Origin of the sequence: Brevundimonas sp. (genome assembly GCF_044336875.1) — a bacterium.
In the GTDB taxonomy this organism is placed as follows: Bacteria; Pseudomonadota; Alphaproteobacteria; order Caulobacterales; family Caulobacteraceae; genus Brevundimonas.
The window spans coordinates 635,188-657,163 of record NZ_JBIIOP010000001.1 but is presented as its reverse complement, the minus strand read 5'-3'; the positions used below and the strand labels follow the sequence as shown (position 1 = coordinate 657,163).

Genomic DNA, 21,976 nt, shown 5'->3' with positions numbered 1-21,976 from the left:
GGCTTGAAAGCGGGCTCCACACCCGTCGATCATCGGAACCCCCTAAGCGGATGCTGGGAATGTCTGAGAGGGGTGGGAAGCGGACATTATCGCTGGCCCGGCAGGCCGGAAAACTTCGCATCCATGGTGGGACGGTCGTAATCGAGCAGCCACGCGCTGAACTGATTGTAGAGCGACGCCAGTGCTGGGCCGTCTGGTCCCACCACATCCATGCCTCGGTCATCATACGCGGTCAGAGCAAGCCGGTTTCTGAAGTCTACGATATGTATCGTATCGATCCATCGCGGCGAGGGGTGGATGTCCATTTCGCGTGACACGCTTGCCCACAACAACGCGGATACCGACGCATTGTCGTTCTTGAATGGTGCGGCATACCAATAGCGAAAGAGGTCGCTCCCGAACTCCCCGATATATTCTTGGTCATTCTGAGCAATCTTTTCCGCAACTCCAAATGAGTGATCGAATCCAATACCCCGAAGTTTCTGAAAGGCGTAGTAATGGCGGCTGGTGTTGCGCTGCTCGCCATACATAGTGACGACGGCGTGAAGCGTTTCTGAGGTAGAAAACAACACTTTTGATATGGCACGCGCTCGATCTAGCGCCTGCATGAACCGCAGTGGGCCCATTCCAATCTCGCCGCCCAAATCGAACCTCAGGCTATAATCTGCCTCGTAGAACATGGCGTGCGGAAAGCCTCGCCAGCCGAACGCTGCTTTTATTTGGGGGAGCACATTCGCCGTCATAACCTTAGAGTATCGGACACTTTGAACGGATGCTACGGGTGGAAAGCAGACCCTGACGGACGGTGATTACAACTCCCAGAGCGCGGTGCTATCTCTCACGACCTAAAATGGGGTGCGAAGAATGCGGCAATTGGTGAAGGTCGCTTGTTTGGCGATCGTAGTGTTTGGGATCGTGGTCTTCACGCTGATAATGAGCAACCTAATAGAGCTAGCACCTTGGACGGGCGCGGCGGTTACCGCTGTTTTACCTGCATTAATTTTGGCCGGAATACTTATGGGAAATGACATGCTGCGTCGTCATGGATTCTCAGAAGCTCAAATCCCAACGACCAAAGAAAACCTTGCTCGTTCCATGGTCAAAACCTTCGTATTTGGGTTGGCTGCGGGCAGTTTAGGGATCGTCGCTATCTACTTTCTATGGAAGTGAGTGCCTGACTAGGGGCGATTTGCGAAATAGACTCTTGGCCTGAAAGCGGGCTCCACACCCGTCGATCATCGGAGCCCCCTAAGCGGATGCTGGGAATGTCTGAGAGGGGTGGGAAGCGGACATCAATTCCAAACGACTATAGTCTCGGGCCCCGTAAGCAGCATTGCTTCCGGTTCTCGGTAAGCGTCATCCCTCATATCAACCGTGACGATTATGCCATTGTCGAAGGCGAGGAATTCGGTCGTTCCTCGCTCTTCAAATGTTAGCAGCGCAGCACCGACCAGCGTGTCTGCACTTTCCGAAATAAGGCTGAAAGGATTGAGCACAACGATGTGCCAATCGTCCCCCAAGCCCAGATGCAATTCATCATTTTGGATCGAGGCGACCTTTACAGTCTTTCCGATCACGAGGTGTCGTTGGTTGCCCGAGGTCATGCCTGATTATCGCAGTCAGTGGCTAATGTCCGCAACGGGTCGGGTTGCGAAATAGGCGACCGACCGGAAAGCGGTCCCCACACCCTCAAATGCCTGTGGGGTGTCGTGCGCTGACCCTGCCTACATCGAGGCGATTGCCCTGCCGCGCTTCATGAGGAACTCTTCTGAGTTGACCAGCAGTTCGTAAACCTCACGGATGGTCGTCGTCTTGTCCTGCTCTTCGAACAGCGCCCATTCAGTGTCATTTGGCTGCCTGCCCAGAACCGCCCGTGTCGCGCCTCTGTAGATGCTGGCGTCGCAGGGCTTGTCCAGCAGGTGGTCGGCGATCTTGTCGGTATAGGCGGCCACGATCACGTCGTTGCTGACCGCCTTCAAAGCGCAGATCAATCTGTGCGACAGACCGATCGCCCAACGATGCTCGGGATGTACCGAGTTGGACAGCGGCGATCCGATCTGATCGTAGCGTCTGAAGTTATCGACCGCGCTGACCGGCGGCCGCAAAAGTTCGGCATAGTCGTTACGGCTATCGCAGCAGTACCAGCGATTGACTCCATCGTGCACGACATAGCGATAGCTCTGGTCCGTAATCAGCTTCTCCCATTTCGGCACCGCTGCCTGCCCTTCTACGACGATGACGGACGGCCTGAATTGCGAGAAGTCCGCGCCGCGCAGGACTCCTTCTTCCGCGCCTTCGACGTCAATCTTGAGCAGGGGGTAGGTCCGCAGCTCGGGGGCGAACTGTCGAGACACGTTGGTAAGGGTATCGACCGGCGTCGGAAACATCCAGACGTCCGGAGAGGCCTCACGCATCGACTCCCCGACTGCTTGGACGATGGTCGACGTGCCGCCTCGTCCCAGAGAGCGGTACAGGTTCGTGACGCCGGGCTCGTCGGACAGCGCTATGTTCAGATTGACGTCCCCGGGCCGCAACTGGTCCAGTTCCTGGCATCGGTCCGGCAGGGGGTCGATCGAGATTCCTCGCCAGCCCTGGAGATAGAGGGCGTAGGTGACCGAATGCCGGGTGGGCTCGGACGCTCCCACATCAATGAAGAACCCCTCGGACTGGCCGGCGAAACACCGGTTAAGCCGAACATCCTCGGCGTTCTGCGCATAGCTCTCGAACATGGCTTCACCCTACAGCGCTTAGGCAGGCCCAAGCCAGACCAACCGGATATGACACCGCCTCCGTCAGGACCAACCCCGCGCCTGAGCCATCGCTAGGAAGTCCATCCAAGACAGAAGGCCCAGAAGCGCGAAGCCGTAATCAGAGCGGTCAGAGCTGCGTCCACATCGGAAATGAATGTCTTGGCGGGACAAGGTCTGCAATGGGTCGATTTGCGAAATAGACTCTTGGCTTGAAAGCGGGCTCCACACCCGTCGATCATCGGAATCCCCTAAGCGGATGCTGGGAATGTCTGAGAGGGGCGGGGAGCGGACATAGCTTCTAGAGGAAGGAGATGCCGCCCGGCCCGTCCTTCCATCGTTCCGCTCGTTCCGCCGCTGCTTCAGCATCTTCTGCGGGAACGCGTCGCATCAGTGGCCCGACGTAGGGATCCAGAGGATCGCCTCTCGTAGAAAAGTGCCAATCAACTCGGCAGGCACGACAACTTCTCTTGTCTACTAAGACCGAGGGTGCGTGGTTGAGGCTTGGTTCGCCTGGTGGAGTGAACTGCTGAACAAGAACCGCAGACCCTTGGTCGAAAATTTCAAAGCCGAGGTCGGTTTGGAAGCGGTGGTGCCCTGAGCCGGCAACCGCAACCCTTGCGCTCGCCACATAGTCGCATCGCTCAACCACTGGGCCGGTGCAGCCGGGCGAGGCAAGATTTGCCCCGGCGAGCAGTGCCAGTCCTGCAAGCATGGCAAAAATCGAAAACGCTCCAAAACCCCACGGGAGCATGTCGCCAGTTTTCAGCATCGAGGATCTCCGATCCGCCCGACCATGAAGCGGCAAGGCAAGGTCCGCAATGGGTCGCAACCGGAATTTGGCGACCTGTCCGAAATCGGGCCTTCGGATCGTAACCGCTCGCCTTTGCCGGTCTCGGGCCGCATCCGCCTGAGGGTGGCGGGAGTTTGGAACCAAATCTCTAGCTGCAGAAGGCGACGGCGGCGTCCAGCCAGACGGCGAGGCCGACGCGGGACCACAGCCAGATCCCGAGGCCGACCAGGACCAGGACGGCGCTGACGAATGCGAGGGGGAGCGGGCGGAGCCTCATTCGGCGGGCAGGGCGCTGCGGACCAGGGGCGCCTCCTTGATCGGCAGATTGGCGACGGCGGCGGTCAGGGCCAGGGCGATGGAGACGATCCACATCAGCATGTAGGAGCCGGTGGCGTCGAAGGTCAGGCCCGCCAGCCAGGCGCCGAGGAAGGCGCCGACCTGGTGGCTGAGGAAGACGATCCCCGCCAGGGCCGACAGGTGACGCAGACCGTAGATCTGGGCCACCAGGCCGTTGGTCAGGGGCAGGGTGCCCAGCCACAGGAAGCCGGAGACGGCGGCGAAGACCAAGGCGCTGGCCGGCGACAGCGGAACCAGGATGAAGACGATCATGCTGAGGCCGCGCAGGGCGTAGAGCAGAGCCAGCAGGCCCTTCTTCGAACGTTTCGAACCCCAGGCGCCCCACAGCCAGGATCCGGCGATGTTGAACAGGCCGATCAGGGCCAGGGCCGTGGCGCCGACCGAGGGGGACAGGCCGCCGTCGCGCAGATAGGCGGGCAGGTGGAAGCCGACGAAGGCCAGCTGGAAGCCGCAGACGAAGAAGCCGAAGTTGAGCATCCAGAAGCTGGGATGGGCGAAGGCCTCGGCCAGGGCGGGTTTCAGGGCCGGGCCGTCCGTGTGGTTCGCAGCCGGCGGCTTGCCGGCGACGCCCAGGGCCAGAGGGATGACCAGGGCGACCAGGGCGGCGAGGACGAACAGGGTGACGCGCCAGTCGAAGGCGTCGATCAGGCCCTGGGCCAGGGGCACGATCAGGAACTGGCCCAGGGAGCCGCCGGCCGTGACCAGGCCGAAGGCCAGGGTGCGCTTGTGCGCGGGGACCACCTTGCCGACCGCGCCCAGCACCACGACGAAGGCGGCGCCCGACATGGCCGCCCCGGTCAGGACGCCGAGGCCGAGCCCCAGGCCCAGGGCGTTGGACGCCAGGCCCGCGACAACGAGGCCGAGGGCGTAGATCAGGGCGCCGGCGACGGCGATGGTCCCGGCGCCGCGCCGGTCCGCCAGGGCGCCGACGAAGGGCTGGGCCAGGCCGAACAGCAGGTTCTGTATGGCGACGACCAGGCCGAAGGTCTGGCGGTCTATGCCCATGTCCAGGGCCAGGGGGGCGAGGAACAGGCCGAAGGCCTGACGGATGCCCATCGACAGGGTGACGATGGCGGCGGCCGCCCCGATCATGATCCAGACGCGGCGGGACAGGTGTGGGGCGGAGGGGGCGTCAGACATGGGTCTCGACCTCGTGCAACAGGGCGATCAGGGCGGCCTCGCGCGGGCCGAGGGTCTGGCTGACGGTGGCCTGGGCGGCCTGCCACAGGGGGCGGGCCAGTTCGAGCCGTTCGCGGCCGAGGCCGGTCAGGACGAATTTCTGGACGCGGCCGGGCTCGGCGGCGACCCAGGCCTGGCGGATCAGGGGCTGGAGGGTGCGCCACAGGGCGCTCTTCTCGTGGGCGGTGCGGTCGGACAGTTCGACCAGGGTCGGGCGGTCCATCTGGGACAGGGTCCGCAGCACCGAGAACTGGGTGATGGTCAGGCCGACCGGCGCCAGGGCCTCGTCATAGTGACGGGTCAGGGCGCGCGAGGCGCGGCGCAGGCGGCCGCAGATACAGGGGGTCTGATCGCTCTCGGTCTGGCTCATTGCATATGCAAAGCATGGACTGGTTGCATATGCAATGGCGATTGGGGGCCGGCTGGTCATTGTCTGCTAACCCTCTTTGCGGCATGAGGGGAACGGATGGCGAACGAACCTGTCAGAATCCTCGGGCTGGACCCGGGTCTTAGACGCACCGGCTGGGGGGTGATCGTCTCGGACGGCGCGCGCCTGAGGTGGGTGGCGCACGGGGTCGTGGCCCCGCCGGAGGCCGCGCCGTTCAGCGAGCGGCTGCTGCACCTGTTCGAGGCCCTGGGCGTGATCTGCGCCGACCACGGCTGCGAGGAGGCGGCGGTGGAGGAGGTGTTCGTCAATGTGAACCCGTCCTCGACCCTGAAGCTGGGCCATGCGCGGGCGGCGGTCATGCTGGCGCCGGCCAAATGCGGCCTGCCGGTCGCGGAATATTCGCCGAACCTGATCAAGAAGGCGGTGGTGGGGGCGGGCCATGCGGACAAGAGCCAGATCGCCTTCATGGTGAAACGGCTGCTGCCGACTGCGGGGGATGTGAAGGCGGATGCGGCGGATGCGCTGGCCGTGGCCATCACCCATGCGCAGTTGAGGAAGCGGTCGCTGCTGGAAGCCATGACGCGGGGCGCGGCGTGAGGGCGGCGACGAAAATCCTCCCCCGTGGGGGGGGGGGCACGGCGCTTCGCGTGGTGGGGGGCGCCGGACCGGGCGCGGTCGCTCGATGCTCCACATCGCGCGCGCCCTTGCCCCCTGCACCGCTTCGCGGTCCCCCTCCCCCTGTGGTGGAGGATTGGTCATGATCGGACGTTTGCGGGGCGTGCTGGCCGAGGTCGGGGAGGCGGAATGCCTGATCGACTGCGCCGGGGTGGGCTATGTGGCGGCGTGCGGGGCGCGGACGCTCGGCCGGTTGCCGGCGCCGGGCGACGAGGCCACCCTGCATATTCATTCGCAATGGAGCGAGGACGCGGGGCCGCGTCTGTACGGGTTTCTGACGCGGGACGAACGGCGGGCCTTTACGACCCTGCTGGCCATTCAGGGGGTCGGGCCGAAGGCGGCTCTGGCCGTTCTGGACGTGCTGCCGCCGGGCGAGCTGGCGGGGGCCGTGGCGCGCGAGGACAAGGCGGCGGTGGCGCGGGCCAATGGCGTCGGGCCGAAATTGGCGCTGCGGATCGTCACCGAACTGAAGGGCAAGGCGCTAAGCAGTTTTGGGGGCGAGGTCAGTTTCGCCCCGACCGCGCCGGGCGTCCATGTCGAGATCGCGCCGCCGCCGCCGTCGACCACGGGCGAGGCGGTGTCGGCCCTGCTGAGCCTGGGCGTGGTCGAGGTGAATGCGCGCCGCGCCGTGGATCAGGCCCTGATCCGGCTGGGCGAGGACGCGGATCTGTCGGCGGTCATCCGCGCGGCCCTGCAGGAGCTGGGGCGGTGAGGTGTGAGGTTCGCCGGGTGAAGAGTGCTAGTACTGGTGAAGAGAAAAGGGACTTGGCGTGGGCCAAAGCCGCCCGTCACCACTCACCAGCACTAGCACTCTTCACCTCCTCCAAGACCGCGTCATGACCCGCATCATCTCCCCCGAGGCCGAAACCGGCGAGGCCTATGACCGCGCGCTGCGGCCGCAGACCCTGTCGGAATTCGTCGGCCAGTCGCAGGCCAAGGGCAATCTGAAGGTCTTCATCGACGCGGCGCGTGGGCGTGGCGAGGCGCTGGACCATGTGCTGCTGTTCGGCCCGCCCGGCCTGGGCAAGACGACCCTGGCCCAGATCGTGTCGCGCGAACTGGGGGTGGGGTTCCGGGCGACCTCGGGGCCGATCCTGGCCAAGGCGGGGGATCTGGCGGCCATCCTGACCAATCTGGAGCCGCGCGACGTCCTGTTCATCGACGAGATCCACCGGCTGAGCCCGAATGTCGAGGAGATCCTGTATCCGGCCATGGAGGACCATGTGCTGGACCTGATCATCGGCGAGGGGCCGTCGGCGCGGTCGGTGCGGATCGATCTGGCGCCCTTTACCCTGGTGGGGGCGACGACGCGGGCGGGCCTGCTGGCCACGCCGTTGCGCGACCGGTTCGGCATTCCGCTGCGGCTGGAGTTCTATACGCCCGACGAACTGACGGCGGTGGTGCGGGGCACGGCGCGCAAGATGGGCGCGGGCATCGACGAAGAGGGGGCGCGCGAGATCGCCTCGCGGGCGCGGGGCACGCCCCGGATCGCCGGGCGTCTGCTGCGCCGGGTGCGGGACTTCGCCTCGGCCGAGGGGGCGGAGACGATCACCAGACTGGTGGCGGCGCGGGCCCTGGCGCGGCTGGAGGTGGACGAGTCCGGGCTGGACAGTCTGGACCGGCGCTTCCTGAAGGCCCTGATCGAGAACTACGGCGGCGGGCCGGTGGGGATGGACACCCTGGCCGCCGCGATCGCCGAGGCGCGCGACGCGGTCGAGGACGTGATCGAACCCTATCTGCTGCAGCAGGGCTTCATCATGCGCACGCCGCGCGGGCGGATGGCCTGCGCCAAGGCCTATGCCCATCTGGGGCTGAGCGAGCCGCCGAAGCCGGCGGGCGGGCCATTGCCGGGCGACCTGTTCGAGTGAGGATCGCCTTCGATCCGGGCAAGGATGCGAGCAATCGCGCCAAGCACGGATTGTCGTTGGGTGATGCGGATCAGGGCGACTGGTCGGCGGCCTTTTCCGCCCTGGACGACCGTCGCGACTACGGCGAGCTTCGGTGGTATGCTTATGTCCCGATCCGTGGTCGGGTTCATGTCGCCATATATACCGAGAGAGGCGACGTGGTCTGGATGATCAGTCTCAGGCGGGCCAACCCCCGCGAGGTCAGGAAGTATGACGAACTCCGCGCCGGTTGATCCGGTGGACGACGACAATCCCGAACTGACCGACGCCGACATCGCGCGGATGCGTCCGGCGCGCGAGGTGATGTCGCCGGCCGTCTATGCAAGGCTGACGGGGGCAAGCGAGGTGGCGCTGGTCTTGTCTGCCGAGACGATCCAGGCCTTCGCCGACGAGGGCGAGGACTGGCGCGAGCGGATGGCCGAGACCCTGACCGAGGCGGCGCGCAAGAAGCACGCGGCCTGATCCCCTTCGAATAGACGTTGCCAAGGCGCGGCGGATCGGCGTTTCTGACGGCTTGTCGGAGCGCCCCATGATCACCCGTTCTCTCGCCGCATTGTTTCTGGGCCTCGGCCTGTGGGGCGGCGGGGCCGCCGTCGCGCCCGCCCGCGCGGCCGAGCCGGTCTTTGCCGACAGCCCGTGCCCGACGGACTGGCCGAGCGGCGTGCGCGAGGTGCGGTGCGGCCGTCTGGTGGTGGATGAGGCGCGGGGCGGGGCCAGCGACCGACGCATCCAGGTCGCCGTGGTCGTCCTGAAGGCCAGCCAACCGTTCAAGGACGCCTCGGGACAGGCTCTGCCGCCGGTCTTCATGTTCCATGGCGGGCCGGGCGGGGCGCTGACCCCGGCGGCGGGCGGGATATTGAACGCCCTGAAGCAGCGGCCCGACCTGATGGCGGTGGATCAGGACCTGGTCCTGTTCGACCAGAGGGGCGGGGGGCAGGGCGAGCCGTCGCTGGACTGTCCGGGCGTGCAGCTGACCGATGCGGGGCCGCCGTCCGATGCGGATCGCGACGGGCTGATCGCCTGTCTGAAAACCTATCAGGCCCAGGGCGTGGACCTGAACCAGTACAACGCCGCCGTCATCGCCGACGATGTGAAGGACCTGGCCCAGGTGCTGGGCTATGCGAAGATCGACCTGTGGGGCGGATCCTACGGGCCGCGCATCGAGGCGGCGGTCATCACCCATCAGCCGCAGATCGTGCGCGCGGCGGTGATGGACAGCCCCTGGCCGCCCGAGGGCAACTGGGCCGTGGGCACGCCGGAACAGGTGTCGGCGGCGGTGAAGCTCATCCTGGGCAAGTGCGCCGCCCAGGCCGACTGCAGGGCGCGCCACCCGGACCTGCAGACGCGGTTCGAGGCCGAGGCGCGCAAATGGCTGGCGGGGCCGGTGGTCGGCCAGGTCGGGGGCAAGGACGGGGCGCGGTTCACCGTGGACGACCTGTCGGCCTTCCTGATGGAGACGACCTATGATCATGACGGGGTGCGGCGCCTGCCCGCAGACATCGAGAAGATCATCGCCGGCGATCTGTCGCCCATAGCCGAGGTGGCGGCGGAGCGGACCTATTACACCGAGGGCCAGCACATGGCCCATCTGTGCAAGGAGGAACTGCCGTTCGAGTCGAAGGCGCGTCTGGTCGCGGGGGCGGCGGGGGATCCGGTGGCCGAGGTGCTGGTTCCGTCGCTGTCGCGCCTGTTCGACGTCTGCGACGCCGTGGGCGAGAGCCCGGCCGATCCGATCGAGAACGCCCCGGTCACGACGAACGTCCCGACCCTGTTCGTCGCCGCCGAGATCGATCCCGGCTGCCCGCCGCCCCTGACCGAGGCGGCGGCCAAGGGCTATGCGAACAGCCAGGTGGTGATCGTGACCAACGCCACCCACGGCGTCATCAACGGCAGCCTCTGCACCCGGCGGATGGCGAGGGAGTTCCTGCGCGATCCGTCGAAGCCGGTGGACCGCAGCTGTCTGCCGTCGGCCGATACGCCGCTGGACTTCATCGAGGACGAGGCGGCGGGCTGACGCATGGGGCGGCGGATGGTCTTGCAGGATCGGCGGCTGGCGGCGGGGGTGGTGTTCGCCCTGGTCCTGGCCGCCCTGGGCCTCTGGGCCATGACGCACGGGTCGCGCATCGCCGCCCCCGAGCCGCCGTCGCAGCGGGCGACGCGCCAGATCCGCGAGCAGCTGGGGAGCGGCGCCGAGCTGCGCTATTCGGAGGCGGGGCAGAAGCGGGCCGTGTGCGGCTATGTCGGTCGGGCGCGGGGCGGCCAGGCCGTGGGCTTCATCTCCGTGCCCAATCGCATCCTGTTCAGCGACGATCCGCTGCCGACCGAGTTCCGCGAGATGCGTGAACGCTATTGCCCCGGCTTCCTGACCACGCCGCCGACGCGCTAGACTGTCCGCATGAGCGATCTTCCCACCGCCGGCCGTTTCGACGGACGCGACCACCTGTTGCCGGTGCGCGTCTATTACGAGGACACCGATTTCACGGGCCTGGTCTATCACGCCAACTATGTCCGCTATTTCGAGCGGGGGCGGTCGGACTTCCTGCGCGCCATCGGGGTGGGCCACGCCGACCTGCTGGAGGAGGCCGAGCCCCTGGCCTTCGTCGTGTCCGAACTGAACATCCGGTATGTGAAGCCCGCGCGGATCGACGACGCCCTGGTGGTGCGGACGATCTACGAGGCGGTGAAGGGGGTGCGGCTGATCATCCGCCAGACGGTGGAGCGGGCAGGCGAAGTGCTGTGCCGGGCCGAGGTGACGGCGGTCTGCATCCATCTGGACGGCCGCCCGCGCCGCCCGACCAAGGCCCTGGTCGAGAAGGTTACGCCCTGGCTGGCGGGCGCCGAGTAAGGCTTCCTTAACCACAATGACGCGCCTGTCAGATGACGGGGGCGAGCGGTCGAGCTAGAGCCCTCGCCACACAATGGTCACCTCGCCTCGGTGGAAGGGGGTGTGCCCAATCCCGATTCCTGCCGGAGCGCCTGAATGACCACGCCCGTCGACGCCTCGATGCTCAATCCCGTCGAGCTGTTCATGACCGCCGACTGGGTGGTGAAGACGGTCATGATCGGCCTGGCGGCGGCGTCGCTGTGGTCGTGGACCATCATCATCGACAAGGCCTTCCGCTTCACCGCCCTGAACCGTCAGGCCGACGCCTTCGAGAAGGCGGTCCAGTCGGGCCGGTCGCTGGAGGATGTGGCGGCCCAGGCCGGGCCCCAGCCGGACCACGCCCTGCCGCGGATGCTGGTCATCGCCCTGTCCGACTGGCGCGAGGCGCGTCAGCGCGGGGCGCTGAACGAACACCAGGGCGACCTGCTGATGACCCGGATCGACCGGGCGCTGAACAGCCTGATCGCGCGCGAGGGGCAGAGGGTCGAGAACGGTCTGGGCGTGCTGTCGGTGGTGGCCACCGCCTCGCCCTTCATCGGCCTGTTCGGCACCGTCTGGGGCATCATGAACGCCTTCGGCCGCATCGCCGCGGCGGGCAACACCAATCTGACCACGGTGGCGCCGGCCATCGCCGAGGCCCTGTTCGCCACGGCCATCGGCCTGGCGGCGGCCATCCCGGCCTATATCGCTTACAACAAGTTCTCGATCGACGCGGGCAAGTTCTCGGGCCGGCTGGAGGCTTTCGCCGACGATCTGCAGGCCGCCGTGGCGCGCCGTCTGGGCAGCCCCTCGACGCCGCCGGCGCCTGCGCCGGCCCCCTCGTCGGGCATCAGCCTGAACCGGGGCGTCTGAGCCATGGCCCTGGGCGGTGGTGCGAGCGGCGGCGGCGGGCGTCGCGGACGCAGGGGGCGCAAGGGCCCCCTGACCGAGATCAATGTCACGCCCCTGGTGGACGTGATGCTGGTGCTGCTGATCATCTTCATGATCTCGGCGCCCCTGTTGACCGTGGGGGTTCCGGTCGAACTGCCCAAGACCGAGGCCAGCGCGGTCGAAACCAACAACGAACCCCTGTCGGTCAGTATCGACCAGCAGGGCGCCATCTATATCGGCGAGAGCGAGACGGCGTTCGACGACCTGTCGGTGCGTCTGCTGACCGAGGCGGGCGGATCGGACAAGGCGGGCGAGCGGCCCATCTTCGTCAAGGCGGACGGCCGGGCGCCCTATCAGGCGGTGGCGCGGGTGATGGCGCGGCTGTCGGCCTCGGGCTTCACCAAGCTGAACCTGATCACCGACACGGCGCCGGAGGCCTGAGCCCTTGGCCCTGATCCGGATCTCCAGACCTGTGAAGCTGCTGCTGATCGGCGCGGCCGGCGTGGTGCTGGTCGCCGGTCTGGCGTTCGGTCTGATGATCGCGGCCCCCTTGGCGACGGCGACCGTGGCGGTCGACCTGCCCCAAACGGAGGCTGCGCCGCAGCGCGCGGCGCTGGGCGTCCATGTCCGGGCCGACGGAACGGTCTCGGTCGAGGGACAGACGGTGGAGCTGAGCGGTCTGGTCGAACGGCTGGTCGCCGTGGGCGGCGAGGATGCGCGCGAGAGGATAGTCCAGGTCTCGGCCGACAGCGGCGTGGCCTATGAGGCGGTGATGCGGGTGATGCGGACCCTGGGCGAGGCGGGCTTCCGCAAGGTCGGCCTGAGCGCCGAGACGGGGGCCTGACGCCATGCGCCGTCCCAATTCTCAGGGGCCAAGCCCCGCCATCGTCGGTTCGATCCTGTTGCACGCGGGCGTGGTCGCGCTCGCCTTCGTGTCGTGGCCGGACAAGACCGAGGAGCCCAAGCCGCTGGTGAACTCGGTGCCGGTCTCCATCGTCTCGGAAGAGACGATCGCCGCCGCGCCCGCCGACAATCCGCAGCCGGAACCCTCGCCCGACGATGCGGCGACGGCGCCGGTCAGCGCGCCGCCAGAGCCGACCCCGCCGGTCCCCGAACCGACCCCGCCGCGTCCGGCGCCCACGCCTCCGCCGCCGCGTCCGACCCCGACCCCGCGCCCCACCCCGCCGCGTCCGCAGCCCACGCCGCCCCGGCCCACGCCCCCGACGCCGCCCAAGACCCAGCCCACGCCGCCGCGTCCGACCCCGCCGGTCACGCCGCGCCCGGCGCCGAAGCGCGACGAGCCGAGCCTGGATCTGGACGCCCTGGCCGGGCCGACCCGCAACACCAACCAGCGCGGCCGTCCGGCGACGGGCCAGCAGGGCGCGGGGACGGCGTCACAGGCGACGGGGCCGCAGATCACGGCCATCTTCAATCAGGTCTACAACAACTGGAGCCTGTCGGTGGCCTGCAACATGCCGGGTGGCGACGCCCTGCGGATCCAGGTGGACCTGACCCTGTCGGCAGACGGACGGATCACGCGCGGCCCGACCCTGGTCAATCCGCAGTCCAGTTCGGTCTATCGCGCCGCAGCCGACGACGCCCTGCGCGCCCTGCGCCAGACCGCGCCCTTCAATGTGCCGGATGGTTTCCCCGGCGGGGCCTATCGCCCGACCTTCAACACCGAACGGGCGTGCCGGAACCGGTAGGGCTCAGCCGGTGATGAGGTGGAGGGCGGCGCGACCGCCCTGGACCGCATCGGTGGACAGGCGTCGGTCGAAGGTGGCCAGTCGACCGCCATTGGCGACGGCCAAGGCCAGCAAGTAGGCATCCGTGATTTGTTCGGGCGTGGTTAGGGCGTTGGCGTCGAACAGGTCTGTGTCCGACAGGCTTATGGCATCAGGCCAGAAGACGTGCCCGGACATGTTGCGCAACAGGTCGAGGATTCTGACGATTTCGGACGGCGGGCCTACGGGGTTGGGGTAACGGTTGCTGCCGACAATGCGGACGAGACCGTTTTCGGTGATCGGACACGTGGCCCAAGCCTTGATCGCGTCAGTCTGAAACCAGTCGTTGGCGGCGTCGTGGAAGACATGGCGCGGATCAACAAGGGCGATCAACGCATTGACGTCCAGCAAATAGGTCAAGGCAGCTCGTCGCGAAGCGCATTGATGAGTTCAGTCGTGACCACCGCTCCGGGGCGATCGGGCAGCAAGGGTACGCCGTTACGAAAACGCACTGTGGTCGGGCGCTTCTCCAGCGACTGTCGCGCCAGATCGGACATGACCTGGCCCACCGTGCGGTCCTGATGAACCGCAATGGCCCGCGCCGCGTTCAGCACGTCGTCGTCGATGGCGAGGGTAGTGCGCATGGCTTCAAGATAGTGCATCACGCATCACGCATCAACGTTAACCCCTCTGTCCTGAAAGTCGCCCCATTCGCCGTGAAGCTGGCGAATGTCATACGACCCGGCGATAAGGGTCGGCGATCCTTTGACTTGCGGGAGCCCCTGATGCGTCTGAAACCCCTTCTGGCCTCCGTCGCCGCCCTGGCGATGGCCGTTCCGCTGATGGGACAGGCGCAGGCGCCGCAGCAGCAAGGCCAACCGGTCGAGGTCGAGATCGACCAGGGCGTGCTGAAGCCGCTGCAGATCGCCGTCGTGCCCTTCACCGGCGATCACGGATCGGACATCGCCAGCGTGGTCAGCGGCAATCTGCGCCGCTCCGGCTTCTTCGAGCCGCTGAACCCGGCCAGTTTCATCGAGACCGGCCTGACCCTGGCCAACGCCCCCAATTTCCCGCAGTGGACCCAGATCGGCGCCCAGGCTGTGCTGTACGGATCGGTGACGCCGCGCGCCGACAACCGGGTGGACGTGGGCTTCCGCCTGTATGATCCCTACCGCCAGTGTCAGCTGGTCAGCTATCAGTTCACCGCGACCTCGGAACAGTGGCGCCGGATCGCGCACAAGATCTCGGACGTCATCTATCAGCGCATGACCGGCGAGGCCGGCTTCTTCGATTCCCGCGTGATCTTCGTGTCCGAAGAGGGCACGCAGCTGAACCGGATCAACCGTCTGACCATCGCCGACCAGGACGGGTTCAACCCCGTCTATCTGACGCAGGGCGACGAGGTGATCATGTCGCCGCGCTTCTCGACCTCGCAGCCGGACGAGATCACCTATGTGGCCTTGGGCAAGGACTACAGCCGGATCTACCTGTATAATCTGACCACCGGCCGGCGCGAGAGCCTGGGCGAGTTCGACGGTCAGGTGCTGGCGCCGCGCTTCTCGAACGACGGCAACAAGATCGCCTTCTCGATCATCCGCAACGGCAATACCGACGTCTATGTGATGGATCTGCGCAGCCGGCAGCTGTCGCGCCTGACCTCGGATCCCGGCATCGACACCTCGCCGTCGTTCAGCCCGGACGGCAGCCAGATCGTGTTCAACTCGGACCGGTCGGGCTCGGCGCGCCTGTATGTGATGCGGGCCGACGGCTCGGGCCAGCGGCCGATCTCGCGCGGCGGCGGCAGCTATACCGCCCCGGCCTGGAGCCCGACCGGCAATCTGATCGCCTTCACCAAGTCGGGCGGCGGGCGGTTCTCGACCGGGGTGATGAACGCCGACGGCTCGGGCGAGCGGATCCTGTCGTCCAGCTATTTCGAGGAAGGCCCCAACTGGGCGCCGAACGGCCGCTACGTCATGTTCGCGCGCCAGACGCGCGGCGGCGACACTCGTCTGTGGACCGTGGACCTGTCGGGGCGGGTTGTGTCCCAGGCGGGCTATAACGGACGGGGCACGGACCCGGCCTGGTCGCCGCTGCTGGACAAGCCGCCGGTGAATCTGGGCTTCGGCCAGGGCGCGGACAGCTGCCCAGCCTAATGCCGTTCGATCACGGACGGAGCCATCGGCCTCAACAGTGCGTTACCCGGTCTGGCGCCTAAAAACCGCCCCGGGCAGAACCTAAGGCCAAGCTTGAGGCCGCCGTCCTCAAAAAAAGAGAGTGTCAGGAGACGACCCCATGAAGAAATCCCGCATCATCACCGTCGCCATGGTCGGCTGCGCCGTCGCCGCCATGGCCGCCTGCGCCCGCAAGCCGGTCGAGGGCGCCGTCCCGACCGGTCCGGACACGACCGCCCCCACCGGCCCCGCCTATCCGACCGCCCCGACCGGCCCCGTGACCGGCGGCAATATGGGCGCCGCCATGCCCGGCTCGGAACAGGACTTCGTCGTCAATGTCGGCGACCGCATCTATTTCGACCTGGACAGCATCGAGGTTCGCCCCGAGGCCATGCCGCGCCTGGACGCCCAGGCCCAGTGGCTGCAGCGCTATCCGCAGGTCACCATCCGCATCGAAGGCAACGCCGACGAACGCGGCACCCGCGAATACAACCTGGCCCTGGGCGCCCGCCGCGCCGAGGCCGTGCGCAACTATCTGATCAACCGCGGCATCCCGGCCGGCCGGATCGACACCATCAGCTTCGGCAAGGAACGTCCGATCGCCGAGGGTTCGAGCGAGGACAGCTGGGCCCGCAACCGCAACGCCCACACGGCCATCGTCTCGGGCGCGCCGCGCTGAAGCGAACGGTCCGCGGACTGAAATGACGAGAGGCGTCGGCGAGGGCCGGCGCCTCTTTTCTTTTGCCGTTTGTATCCTGTAGGTGGAGGCCAGTGCAGCCGGGGGGATCAGCGCGTGGATATCGAAGGGGCCGGTGGCGTCATCACCGGGGGACTGATCGCGGGGGCGGTCGAGAGGCCGACGGGCAAGGCCGGCGATGATCATCAGGGCGCCTGCAGCGACTGCGGCGCGCCGACCAGCGGAAACTTCTGCTCGAACTGCGGCCAGCCGACCCATTCGCACCGGACCCTGCTGCATCTGGGCGAGGAGCTGCTGCACGGCGTCATGCATTTCGACGGCCGCATCTGGCGCACCCTGCCGCTGCTGATCCTCAATCCGGGACGGCTGACCCGCGACTGGGTCGGAGGCAAGCGGACCCGCTATGTCTCGCCCCTGGCCATCTTCCTGTTCACCCTGTTCGTCATGTTCTTCGCCCTGAGCTTCATGCCCCATCCGGGTGGGCACGAGGACGAGGAAGGGCGGCTGCGCCATCTGCGGGAAGAGGTGGTCGAACAGCGCGCGGCCGTGGCCGAGGCCGAGAAGACGGTGGCCGAGCTGCGCGTCGAACTGGCGGCGCAGAACAATCCGATCACCCAGCGCGCCCTGACCAGCGCACAGCAGATGGTCGACAATCGCCGCGACAATCTGGCCCAGCTGGAGACCGACCTGCGCGACGGCCGCAGCGATGGCCTGGGCGTCGGCACCTGGCAGGCCCAGCTGAAGGACATGGCCGCCGACGGCGACATCAAGGGCAAGGGGATGGGCGGGGTTCTGGTCAAGAAGCTGCAGAACCCGGACCTGGCGCTCTACAAGCTGCAGCAGACGATGTACAAGTTCGCCTTCCTGCTGGTGCCCTTCTCGATCCCGTTCGTGGCCCTGCTGTTCCTGTGGAAGCGGGGCTTCACCCTGTACGACCACGGGGTCTTCGTCCTCTACAGCCTGACCTTCATGGCCCTGCTGCTGATGCTGATGGTGATGGCGGGGACGATCAACGGAGCGCTGGGCGGGATCGTGGCCACGGTCGGCCTGCTGGCCATACCGGTGCATATGTTCGCCCAGCTGAAGGGGGCCTACAGTCTGTCGATCTTCTCGGCCCTGTGGCGGACGGTCTTCCTGCTGTTCTTCTGCAACATCGTGATCGGCCTGTTCGTCACGGCCATCGTCTATCTGGGGCTGGGGCACTGAGCGCAGCCACGGCGCCTTGCGGCGGCCCCAAATCGGTGGAACCTAGAAACCCATGACGCTCAAGCTCTCCTTCACGCGCAGCCGCGCCTTCGCCGCAACCGCCATCGGGGTCGTCCTGGTCGCCGGGGCCGCCGTCGCCCAGCAGGCGCCCCAGATCATGGAGCGGACCGAATGGGACAACCGCCGTCTGGAGCAGCTGGACCGCAATGTCCGGCGTCTGGAGCGCGCCCTGACCCAGAGGAACGCGGCCGGTCAGCCGGTGCTGGTCGAACCGGATCCCGAGGTGGTGACCCTGCAGAGCCAGTTCGGCCTGATGAACCAGCGGCTGGGCGATCTGGAATCCACGGTGCGCCGGATCAACGCCGACAACGAGCGGCTGACCTTCCAGCTGGACGAGGCCCAGCGCGACAACGCCGCCCTGCGCACCCGTCTGGTCGACGCCGAGGGCCGGATCGAGAAACAGGAGACGGCGGCCGAGCTGAACGCCCCCATCGTCGCCAATTCGCCGACCGGCGGCGCGGTCCAGGATTTAGCCGCCGCCGTGCGGCTGATGGGCAGCGACCGGCCGCGCGGCGAGCGGGCGCTGGAAACCGTGGCCGTCACCTGGCCCGACACCCCCCAGGCGCGCGAGGCCAATTCGCGCCTGGGCGACATTCGCGTCGCCGCCAACGACAAGGGCGGGGCCGTGCCCTTCTACGCCGCCGCCCTGAAGGACTGGCCGCGCATCGGCTGGGCCGCCGACACCACGCTGAAACTGGCCGACGCCCTGTTCGCCACCGAGCGCAAGACGCAGGGCTGCGGCGCCCTGGGCGAGTTCACGCGCCGCTATGCGCCCACCGCCACCGACGCCCAGAAGGCGCGCGCGACCCAGTTGCGCACCACGGGCGGGTGCAGCTGACGCCCGACAGCGGGGGGGCGCTTCAGGCCCGGCTGTTCGGCCGGTTGAACCGGCGGCTGACGCCCGGCGACGCCCGGCCCGTTGTCTTGGCCCTGTCCGGCGGAGGGGATTCCATCGCCCTGCTGCGGCTGGCGGCCGAGTGGGCGCAGGCGCAGGGGCGGCCCCTGCTGGCCCTGACGGTCGATCATCGCCTCAATCCCGACAGTGTGGACTGGACCCGGTTCGCGGGCGAGGCGGCGCGGGCGGCGGGCGCCGACTGGCGCGCCCTGGCCTGGGGCGGCGACAAGCCGACGACCGGGCTGACGGCGGCGGCGCGGACGGCGCGGCACCGGCTGATCGCCGGGGCGGCGCGGGCGGCGGGGGCGCGGGTCGTCCTGTTCGCCCATACGGCCGACGATGTGGCCGAGGCCGACCTGATGCGGGCCGGAGGCTCGACCCTGGGGCGGGTGCGGGAATGGTCGCCGTCGCCGGTCTGGCCCGAGGGACGGGGGCTGATGCTGCTGCGGCCCCTGCTGGACGAGCGGCGCGAGACCCTGCGGATCTGGCTGACCGGGCAGGGGGCGGACTGGATCGAGGATCCGGCCAACGCCGACCCCCGGTTCGGCCGCAGCCGGGCGCGGCAGGCTCTGGCCGGGGCGGCCGGGGCGGCGGCGACGCGGCCGGTCGAGGCGGCCGTGGCCGGGGTCGAGGCCTTTGAAGACGGTCTGGTCGCGGTCCCGCGCGATGTGCGGTCACGGGTTCTGGCGGCGGCTCTGGTCTGCAGCGGGGGCGGGGAGACGCCGCCGCGCGGGGACCGGCTGGCGCGGCTGGTCGAGCGGCTGCGGGCGGGCGAGGATTTCGCCGCCACCCTGTGCGGGGCGCGGCTGGAGGCGGCGGGCGAGGCCGTCACCCTCATGCGCGAGGCAGGCGAGCTGGCGCGACGGCCGCCGGCGCCGCTGATGCTGGGGCCCGGCGTGGAGGCGGTCTGGGACGGGCGTTTCGCCTTTCGGGCCGACGAGGCCGGATGGACCCTGGTGGCGGCGAGGGGGCGGCTGTCGAGCCTGTCGGCGCGGGATCGGGCGGCGATCGCCCGGCTGCCGGCGGCGACGCGGGGCGCGTTTCCCGTCCTTGTCCGGGACGGCGAAATGGCGCCGGTTCTTGCAGCGCAGGGCGTCGAACGGCGCGGGCTTGTCGCGGAACGGCTCAGGCTGGCGCTGGACGAAACGACGCATGAAGACGATCTGATTCATCCGCCCAATGGCGCAAAGCCACGGAAGCTCCTATTTTCCGTGACAGACAATCCAGACCGTGGGCTCAATCCGGGCGAACGGACGACCGAGGACCTCAATGAACCTGCGTAATATGGCGATCATCGGCGTTATCATCCTGGCCCTTCTGGCCGGCTACGCCGCCGTGTCGCAAGGCGGAGCCATGACAGGCATGGCCGCCCAGGGGGCCGGGGCCGGCCGCCCCGAGCAAATCACCTATTCCCAGCTGGTGCAGCGGGTAGAGGCCGGAGACATCAAGGACGCCACCGTGCGCGGCGACCAGGTGACCGGCGTCTACAAGAACAACGGCCGCTTCACCGCCACCACCCCCTATCCGAACGAACAGCTGGTCAATTCCATGCTGGCGGCCAACGTCAACGTCGACGCCAAGACGACGCGCCAATCGATCTGGATGAGCCTGCTGATGGGGATTCTGCCCATCGCGCTTCTGGTCGGGGTGTGGATCTTCTTCATGCGCCAGATGCAGGGCGGGGCGCGCGGGGCCATGGGCTTCGGCAAGTCCAAGGCCAAGCTGCTGACCGAGCACAAGGGCCGCAAGACCTTCGACGACGTCGCCGGGGTGGACGAGGCCAAGGACGAACTTCAGGAGGTCGTCGACTTCCTGAAGGATCCGGGCAAGTTCCAGCGTCTGGGCGGCAAGATCCCCAAGGGCGCCCTGCTGGTCGGCCCTCCCGGCACCGGCAAGACCCTGCTGGCCCGCGCCGTCGCGGGTGAGGCGGGCGTGCCCTTCTTCTCGATCTCGGGTTCGGACTTCGTCGAGATGTTCGTCGGCGTCGGCGCCAGCCGCGTGCGCGACATGTTCGAACAGGCCAAGAAGAACGCCCCCTGCATCATCTTCATCGATGAAATCGACGCCGTCGGTCGCCATCGCGGCGCCGGCCTGGGCGGCGGCAATGACGAGCGCGAACAGACGCTGAACCAGTTGCTGGTCGAGATGGACGGCTTTGAGGCGTCCGAGAACATCATCCTGATCGCCGCCACCAACCGTCCCGACGTGCTGGACCCGGCCCTGCTGCGTCCCGGCCGGTTCGACCGTCAGGTGGTGGTGCCCAACCCCGACGTCTCGGGCCGCGAGCGCATCCTGCGCGTCCACATGAAGGACGTGCCCCTGGCCGCCGACGTGAATGTGAAGACCATCGCGCGAGGCACGCCCGGCTTCTCGGGCGCCGATCTGGCCAATCTGGTCAATGAGGCGGCCCTGACGGCGGCCCGCAAGGACCGTCGCATGGTCACCCATCGCGACTTCGAGGACGCCAAGGACAAGGTGCTGATGGGCTCGGAACGTCGCTCGATGGCGATGAACGAGGAAGAGAAGCGCCTGACCGCCTATCACGAGGCCGGCCACGCCATCGTCGCCATGAACGTCAAGATGGCCGACCCCGTCCACAAGGCGACCATCGTGCCGCGCGGTCGTGCGCTGGGCATGGTGATGCAGCTGCCGGAAGGCGACCGCTATTCGATGAAGTATCAGCAGATGATCGACCGGATCGCCATCATGGCCGGCGGTCGGGTCGCCGAGGAGCTGGTGTTCGGCAAGGAGAACATCACCTCGGGCGCCTCGTCCGACATCGAACAGGCGACCAAGCTGGCCCGCGCCATGGTCACCCGCTGGGGCTTCTCCGAGAAGCTGGGCACGGTGGCCTATGGCGAGAACCAGGAAGAGGTCTTCCTGGGTCACTCGGTGGCGCGCAGCCAGAACACCTCGGAAGAGACGGCCCGCGTCATCGACGCCGAGGTCCGCCGCCTGGTCACCGAAGGCTGGGACGAGGCGCGCAAGATCCTGACCACCAAGGCCGACGACCACGAGAAACTGTCCCAGGCCCTGCTGGAGTACGAGACCCTGTCGGGCGAGGAGATCAAGGACATGCTGGAGAAGGGCGTCGCGCCGAACCGCGACGAGAACAACTTCCCCAACGCCGGGCCTTCGGTCTCGGTGCCGGTGACGCCGGTGTCCGACGGGACCACGGTCGAGGTTCCGGCCGCGCCTGCCGCGACCAGCGTGCCGACGGTGCATTGAGTTAAGACCTTCCCCCGCTTGCGGGGGAAGTGTCAGCTCGGCGAGCGTAGCGAGGCGGCTGACGATGGGGGGAGTTTCAAGGAGACTTCCCTCTCCGACCCTGGTCCGGCTGCGCCGGACGCCGGGCCACCTCTCCCGCAAGCGGGAGAGGGTCTGAACACGAAGCCCGCCGGGGAAACCCCGGCGGGCTTTTTC

28 protein-coding genes are annotated in these 21,976 nt (G+C 67.6%); 19 read left to right on the top strand and 9 right to left on the bottom strand.

Translation table 11 applies throughout. The features are described 5' to 3' along the window. Positions 1-86: 86 nt before the first annotated feature. Entirely contained in the window at positions 87-680 is a 594-nt protein-coding gene (locus ACIQ1T_RS03230; RefSeq protein WP_395943076.1) for a DUF3885 domain-containing protein, read from the bottom strand. Between the two features lie 193 nt (positions 681-873). Here ACIQ1T_RS03230 and ACIQ1T_RS03225 point away from each other — a divergent pair, with 193 nt between their 5' ends. Then, the gene (locus ACIQ1T_RS03225) at positions 874-1,170 is read left to right on the top strand and encodes a hypothetical protein (RefSeq protein ID WP_395943075.1); all 297 of its coding nucleotides are present in this window, start codon (positions 874-876) and stop codon (positions 1,168-1,170) included. 122 nt (positions 1,171-1,292) lie between these two features. Here ACIQ1T_RS03225 and ACIQ1T_RS03220 read toward each other — a convergent pair whose 3' ends face one another. From ACIQ1T_RS03220 to ACIQ1T_RS03195, 6 genes are all read right to left on the bottom strand, one after another. Then, on the bottom strand, positions 1,293-1,604 hold the full coding sequence (locus ACIQ1T_RS03220; protein ID WP_395943074.1) for a hypothetical protein: 312 nt from the start codon (positions 1,602-1,604) through the stop codon (positions 1,293-1,295). Positions 1,605-1,724: 120 nt separating this feature from the next. Further along, positions 1,725-2,729 carry an FkbM family methyltransferase gene (locus tag ACIQ1T_RS03215; protein ID WP_395943073.1) on the bottom strand — a complete coding sequence of 335 codons (1,005 nt, stop codon included), beginning with the start codon at positions 2,727-2,729 and terminating at the stop codon, positions 1,725-1,727. A gap of 319 nt (positions 2,730-3,048) precedes the next feature. Continuing rightward, complete coding sequence (locus tag ACIQ1T_RS03210; protein ID WP_395943072.1) at positions 3,049-3,519, bottom strand: hypothetical protein; 471 nt, start codon at positions 3,517-3,519, stop codon at positions 3,049-3,051. A gap of 169 nt (positions 3,520-3,688) precedes the next feature. After that, entirely contained in the window at positions 3,689-3,817 is a 129-nt protein-coding gene (locus ACIQ1T_RS03205; RefSeq protein WP_395943071.1) for a hypothetical protein, read from the bottom strand. Next, entirely contained in the window at positions 3,814-5,037 is a 1,224-nt protein-coding gene (locus ACIQ1T_RS03200; RefSeq protein ID WP_395943070.1) for an MFS transporter, read from the bottom strand. Before ACIQ1T_RS03200 ends, ACIQ1T_RS03205 begins: the two co-directional genes overlap by 4 nt. Next, positions 5,030-5,446 (bottom strand): MarR family winged helix-turn-helix transcriptional regulator, encoded by a 417-nt coding sequence (locus tag ACIQ1T_RS03195; protein WP_395943069.1) that lies wholly within the window; start codon positions 5,444-5,446, stop codon positions 5,030-5,032. Before ACIQ1T_RS03195 ends, ACIQ1T_RS03200 begins: the two co-directional genes overlap by 8 nt. Positions 5,447-5,542: 96 nt before the next feature. Between ACIQ1T_RS03195 and ruvC the strand changes: the two genes are divergently transcribed. The 12 genes from ruvC (at position 5,543) to ACIQ1T_RS03135 (ending at position 13,506) form a co-directional block, all read left to right on the top strand. Then, positions 5,543-6,061, top strand: a complete 519-nt coding sequence (gene ruvC / locus ACIQ1T_RS03190; protein WP_395943068.1) for a crossover junction endodeoxyribonuclease RuvC — start codon at positions 5,543-5,545, stop codon at positions 6,059-6,061. 160 nt (positions 6,062-6,221) lie between these two features. Further along, complete coding sequence (gene ruvA / locus ACIQ1T_RS03185) at positions 6,222-6,851, top strand: Holliday junction branch migration protein RuvA (protein ID WP_395943067.1); 630 nt, start codon at positions 6,222-6,224, stop codon at positions 6,849-6,851. Between the two features lie 124 nt (positions 6,852-6,975). Then, entirely contained in the window at positions 6,976-8,007 is a 1,032-nt protein-coding gene (ruvB, locus tag ACIQ1T_RS03180; protein ID WP_395943066.1) for a Holliday junction branch migration DNA helicase RuvB, read from the top strand. Further along, a complete protein-coding gene (locus tag ACIQ1T_RS03175; RefSeq protein ID WP_395943065.1) occupies positions 8,004-8,279 on the top strand; it encodes a BrnT family toxin in 276 nt (91 codons plus the stop codon). Before ruvB ends, ACIQ1T_RS03175 begins: the two co-directional genes overlap by 4 nt. Beyond that, complete coding sequence (locus ACIQ1T_RS03170; protein ID WP_395943064.1) at positions 8,257-8,508, top strand: BrnA antitoxin family protein; 252 nt, start codon at positions 8,257-8,259, stop codon at positions 8,506-8,508. The genes ACIQ1T_RS03175 and ACIQ1T_RS03170 overlap by 23 nt, the downstream gene beginning before the upstream one ends. Positions 8,509-8,575: 67 nt before the next feature. After that, positions 8,576-10,060: an alpha/beta hydrolase gene (locus tag ACIQ1T_RS03165; RefSeq protein WP_395943063.1), complete on the top strand. Its 1,485-nt coding sequence runs from the start codon at positions 8,576-8,578 to the stop codon at positions 10,058-10,060. 15 nt (positions 10,061-10,075) lie between these two features. Then, the gene (locus ACIQ1T_RS03160; RefSeq protein ID WP_395943062.1) at positions 10,076-10,432 is read left to right on the top strand and encodes a hypothetical protein; all 357 of its coding nucleotides are present in this window, start codon (positions 10,076-10,078) and stop codon (positions 10,430-10,432) included. A 9-nt stretch (positions 10,433-10,441) separates the two neighbouring features. After that, positions 10,442-10,891, top strand: coding sequence for a tol-pal system-associated acyl-CoA thioesterase (gene ybgC, locus ACIQ1T_RS03155; RefSeq protein ID WP_395943061.1), 450 nt, complete (start codon positions 10,442-10,444; stop codon positions 10,889-10,891). A gap of 135 nt (positions 10,892-11,026) precedes the next feature. Beyond that, positions 11,027-11,782, top strand: a complete 756-nt coding sequence (gene tolQ, locus ACIQ1T_RS03150; RefSeq protein ID WP_395943060.1) for a protein TolQ — start codon at positions 11,027-11,029, stop codon at positions 11,780-11,782. A 3-nt stretch (positions 11,783-11,785) separates the two neighbouring features. Continuing rightward, positions 11,786-12,241, top strand: a complete 456-nt coding sequence (locus tag ACIQ1T_RS03145) for an ExbD/TolR family protein (RefSeq protein WP_395943059.1) — start codon at positions 11,786-11,788, stop codon at positions 12,239-12,241. A 4-nt stretch (positions 12,242-12,245) separates the two neighbouring features. Further along, positions 12,246-12,644 (top strand): ExbD/TolR family protein, encoded by a 399-nt coding sequence (locus tag ACIQ1T_RS03140; protein WP_395943058.1) that lies wholly within the window; start codon positions 12,246-12,248, stop codon positions 12,642-12,644. Between the two features lie 4 nt (positions 12,645-12,648). After that, complete coding sequence (locus tag ACIQ1T_RS03135) at positions 12,649-13,506, top strand: hypothetical protein (RefSeq protein ID WP_395943057.1); 858 nt, start codon at positions 12,649-12,651, stop codon at positions 13,504-13,506. 3 nt (positions 13,507-13,509) lie between these two features. Here the strand turns inward: ACIQ1T_RS03135 and ACIQ1T_RS03130 are convergent, their stop codons facing one another. Next, a complete protein-coding gene (locus ACIQ1T_RS03130) occupies positions 13,510-13,944 on the bottom strand; it encodes a TA system VapC family ribonuclease toxin (protein ID WP_395943056.1) in 435 nt (144 codons plus the stop codon). Further along, positions 13,941-14,186 carry a CopG family transcriptional regulator gene (locus tag ACIQ1T_RS03125; RefSeq protein ID WP_395943055.1) on the bottom strand — a complete coding sequence of 82 codons (246 nt, stop codon included), beginning with the start codon at positions 14,184-14,186 and terminating at the stop codon, positions 13,941-13,943. Before ACIQ1T_RS03125 ends, ACIQ1T_RS03130 begins: the two co-directional genes overlap by 4 nt. Before the next feature lie 123 nt (positions 14,187-14,309). On the opposite strand from ACIQ1T_RS03125, the gene tolB reads away from it, so the two are divergent. The 6 genes from tolB to ftsH all read left to right on the top strand — a co-directional run bounded on the left by tolB (position 14,310) and on the right by ftsH (position 21,781). Then, positions 14,310-15,677 carry a Tol-Pal system beta propeller repeat protein TolB gene (gene tolB, locus ACIQ1T_RS03120; RefSeq protein WP_395943054.1) on the top strand — a complete coding sequence of 456 codons (1,368 nt, stop codon included), beginning with the start codon at positions 14,310-14,312 and terminating at the stop codon, positions 15,675-15,677. Positions 15,678-15,816: 139 nt separating this feature from the next. Next, on the top strand, positions 15,817-16,374 hold the full coding sequence (gene pal, locus ACIQ1T_RS03115; RefSeq protein ID WP_395943053.1) for a peptidoglycan-associated lipoprotein Pal: 558 nt from the start codon (positions 15,817-15,819) through the stop codon (positions 16,372-16,374). A gap of 114 nt (positions 16,375-16,488) precedes the next feature. Then, complete coding sequence (locus ACIQ1T_RS03110; protein ID WP_395943052.1) at positions 16,489-17,598, top strand: DUF3667 domain-containing protein; 1,110 nt, start codon at positions 16,489-16,491, stop codon at positions 17,596-17,598. Positions 17,599-17,650: 52 nt separating this feature from the next. Further along, complete coding sequence (locus ACIQ1T_RS03105; protein ID WP_395943051.1) at positions 17,651-18,496, top strand: tol-pal system protein; 846 nt, start codon at positions 17,651-17,653, stop codon at positions 18,494-18,496. Then, the gene (tilS, locus tag ACIQ1T_RS03100) at positions 18,487-19,836 is read left to right on the top strand and encodes a tRNA lysidine(34) synthetase TilS (protein WP_395943050.1); all 1,350 of its coding nucleotides are present in this window, start codon (positions 18,487-18,489) and stop codon (positions 19,834-19,836) included. The genes ACIQ1T_RS03105 and tilS overlap by 10 nt, the downstream gene beginning before the upstream one ends. Further along, complete coding sequence (ftsH, locus tag ACIQ1T_RS03095) at positions 19,823-21,781, top strand: ATP-dependent zinc metalloprotease FtsH (protein WP_395943049.1); 1,959 nt, start codon at positions 19,823-19,825, stop codon at positions 21,779-21,781. The genes tilS and ftsH overlap by 14 nt, the downstream gene beginning before the upstream one ends. Positions 21,782-21,976 lie beyond the last annotated feature (195 nt).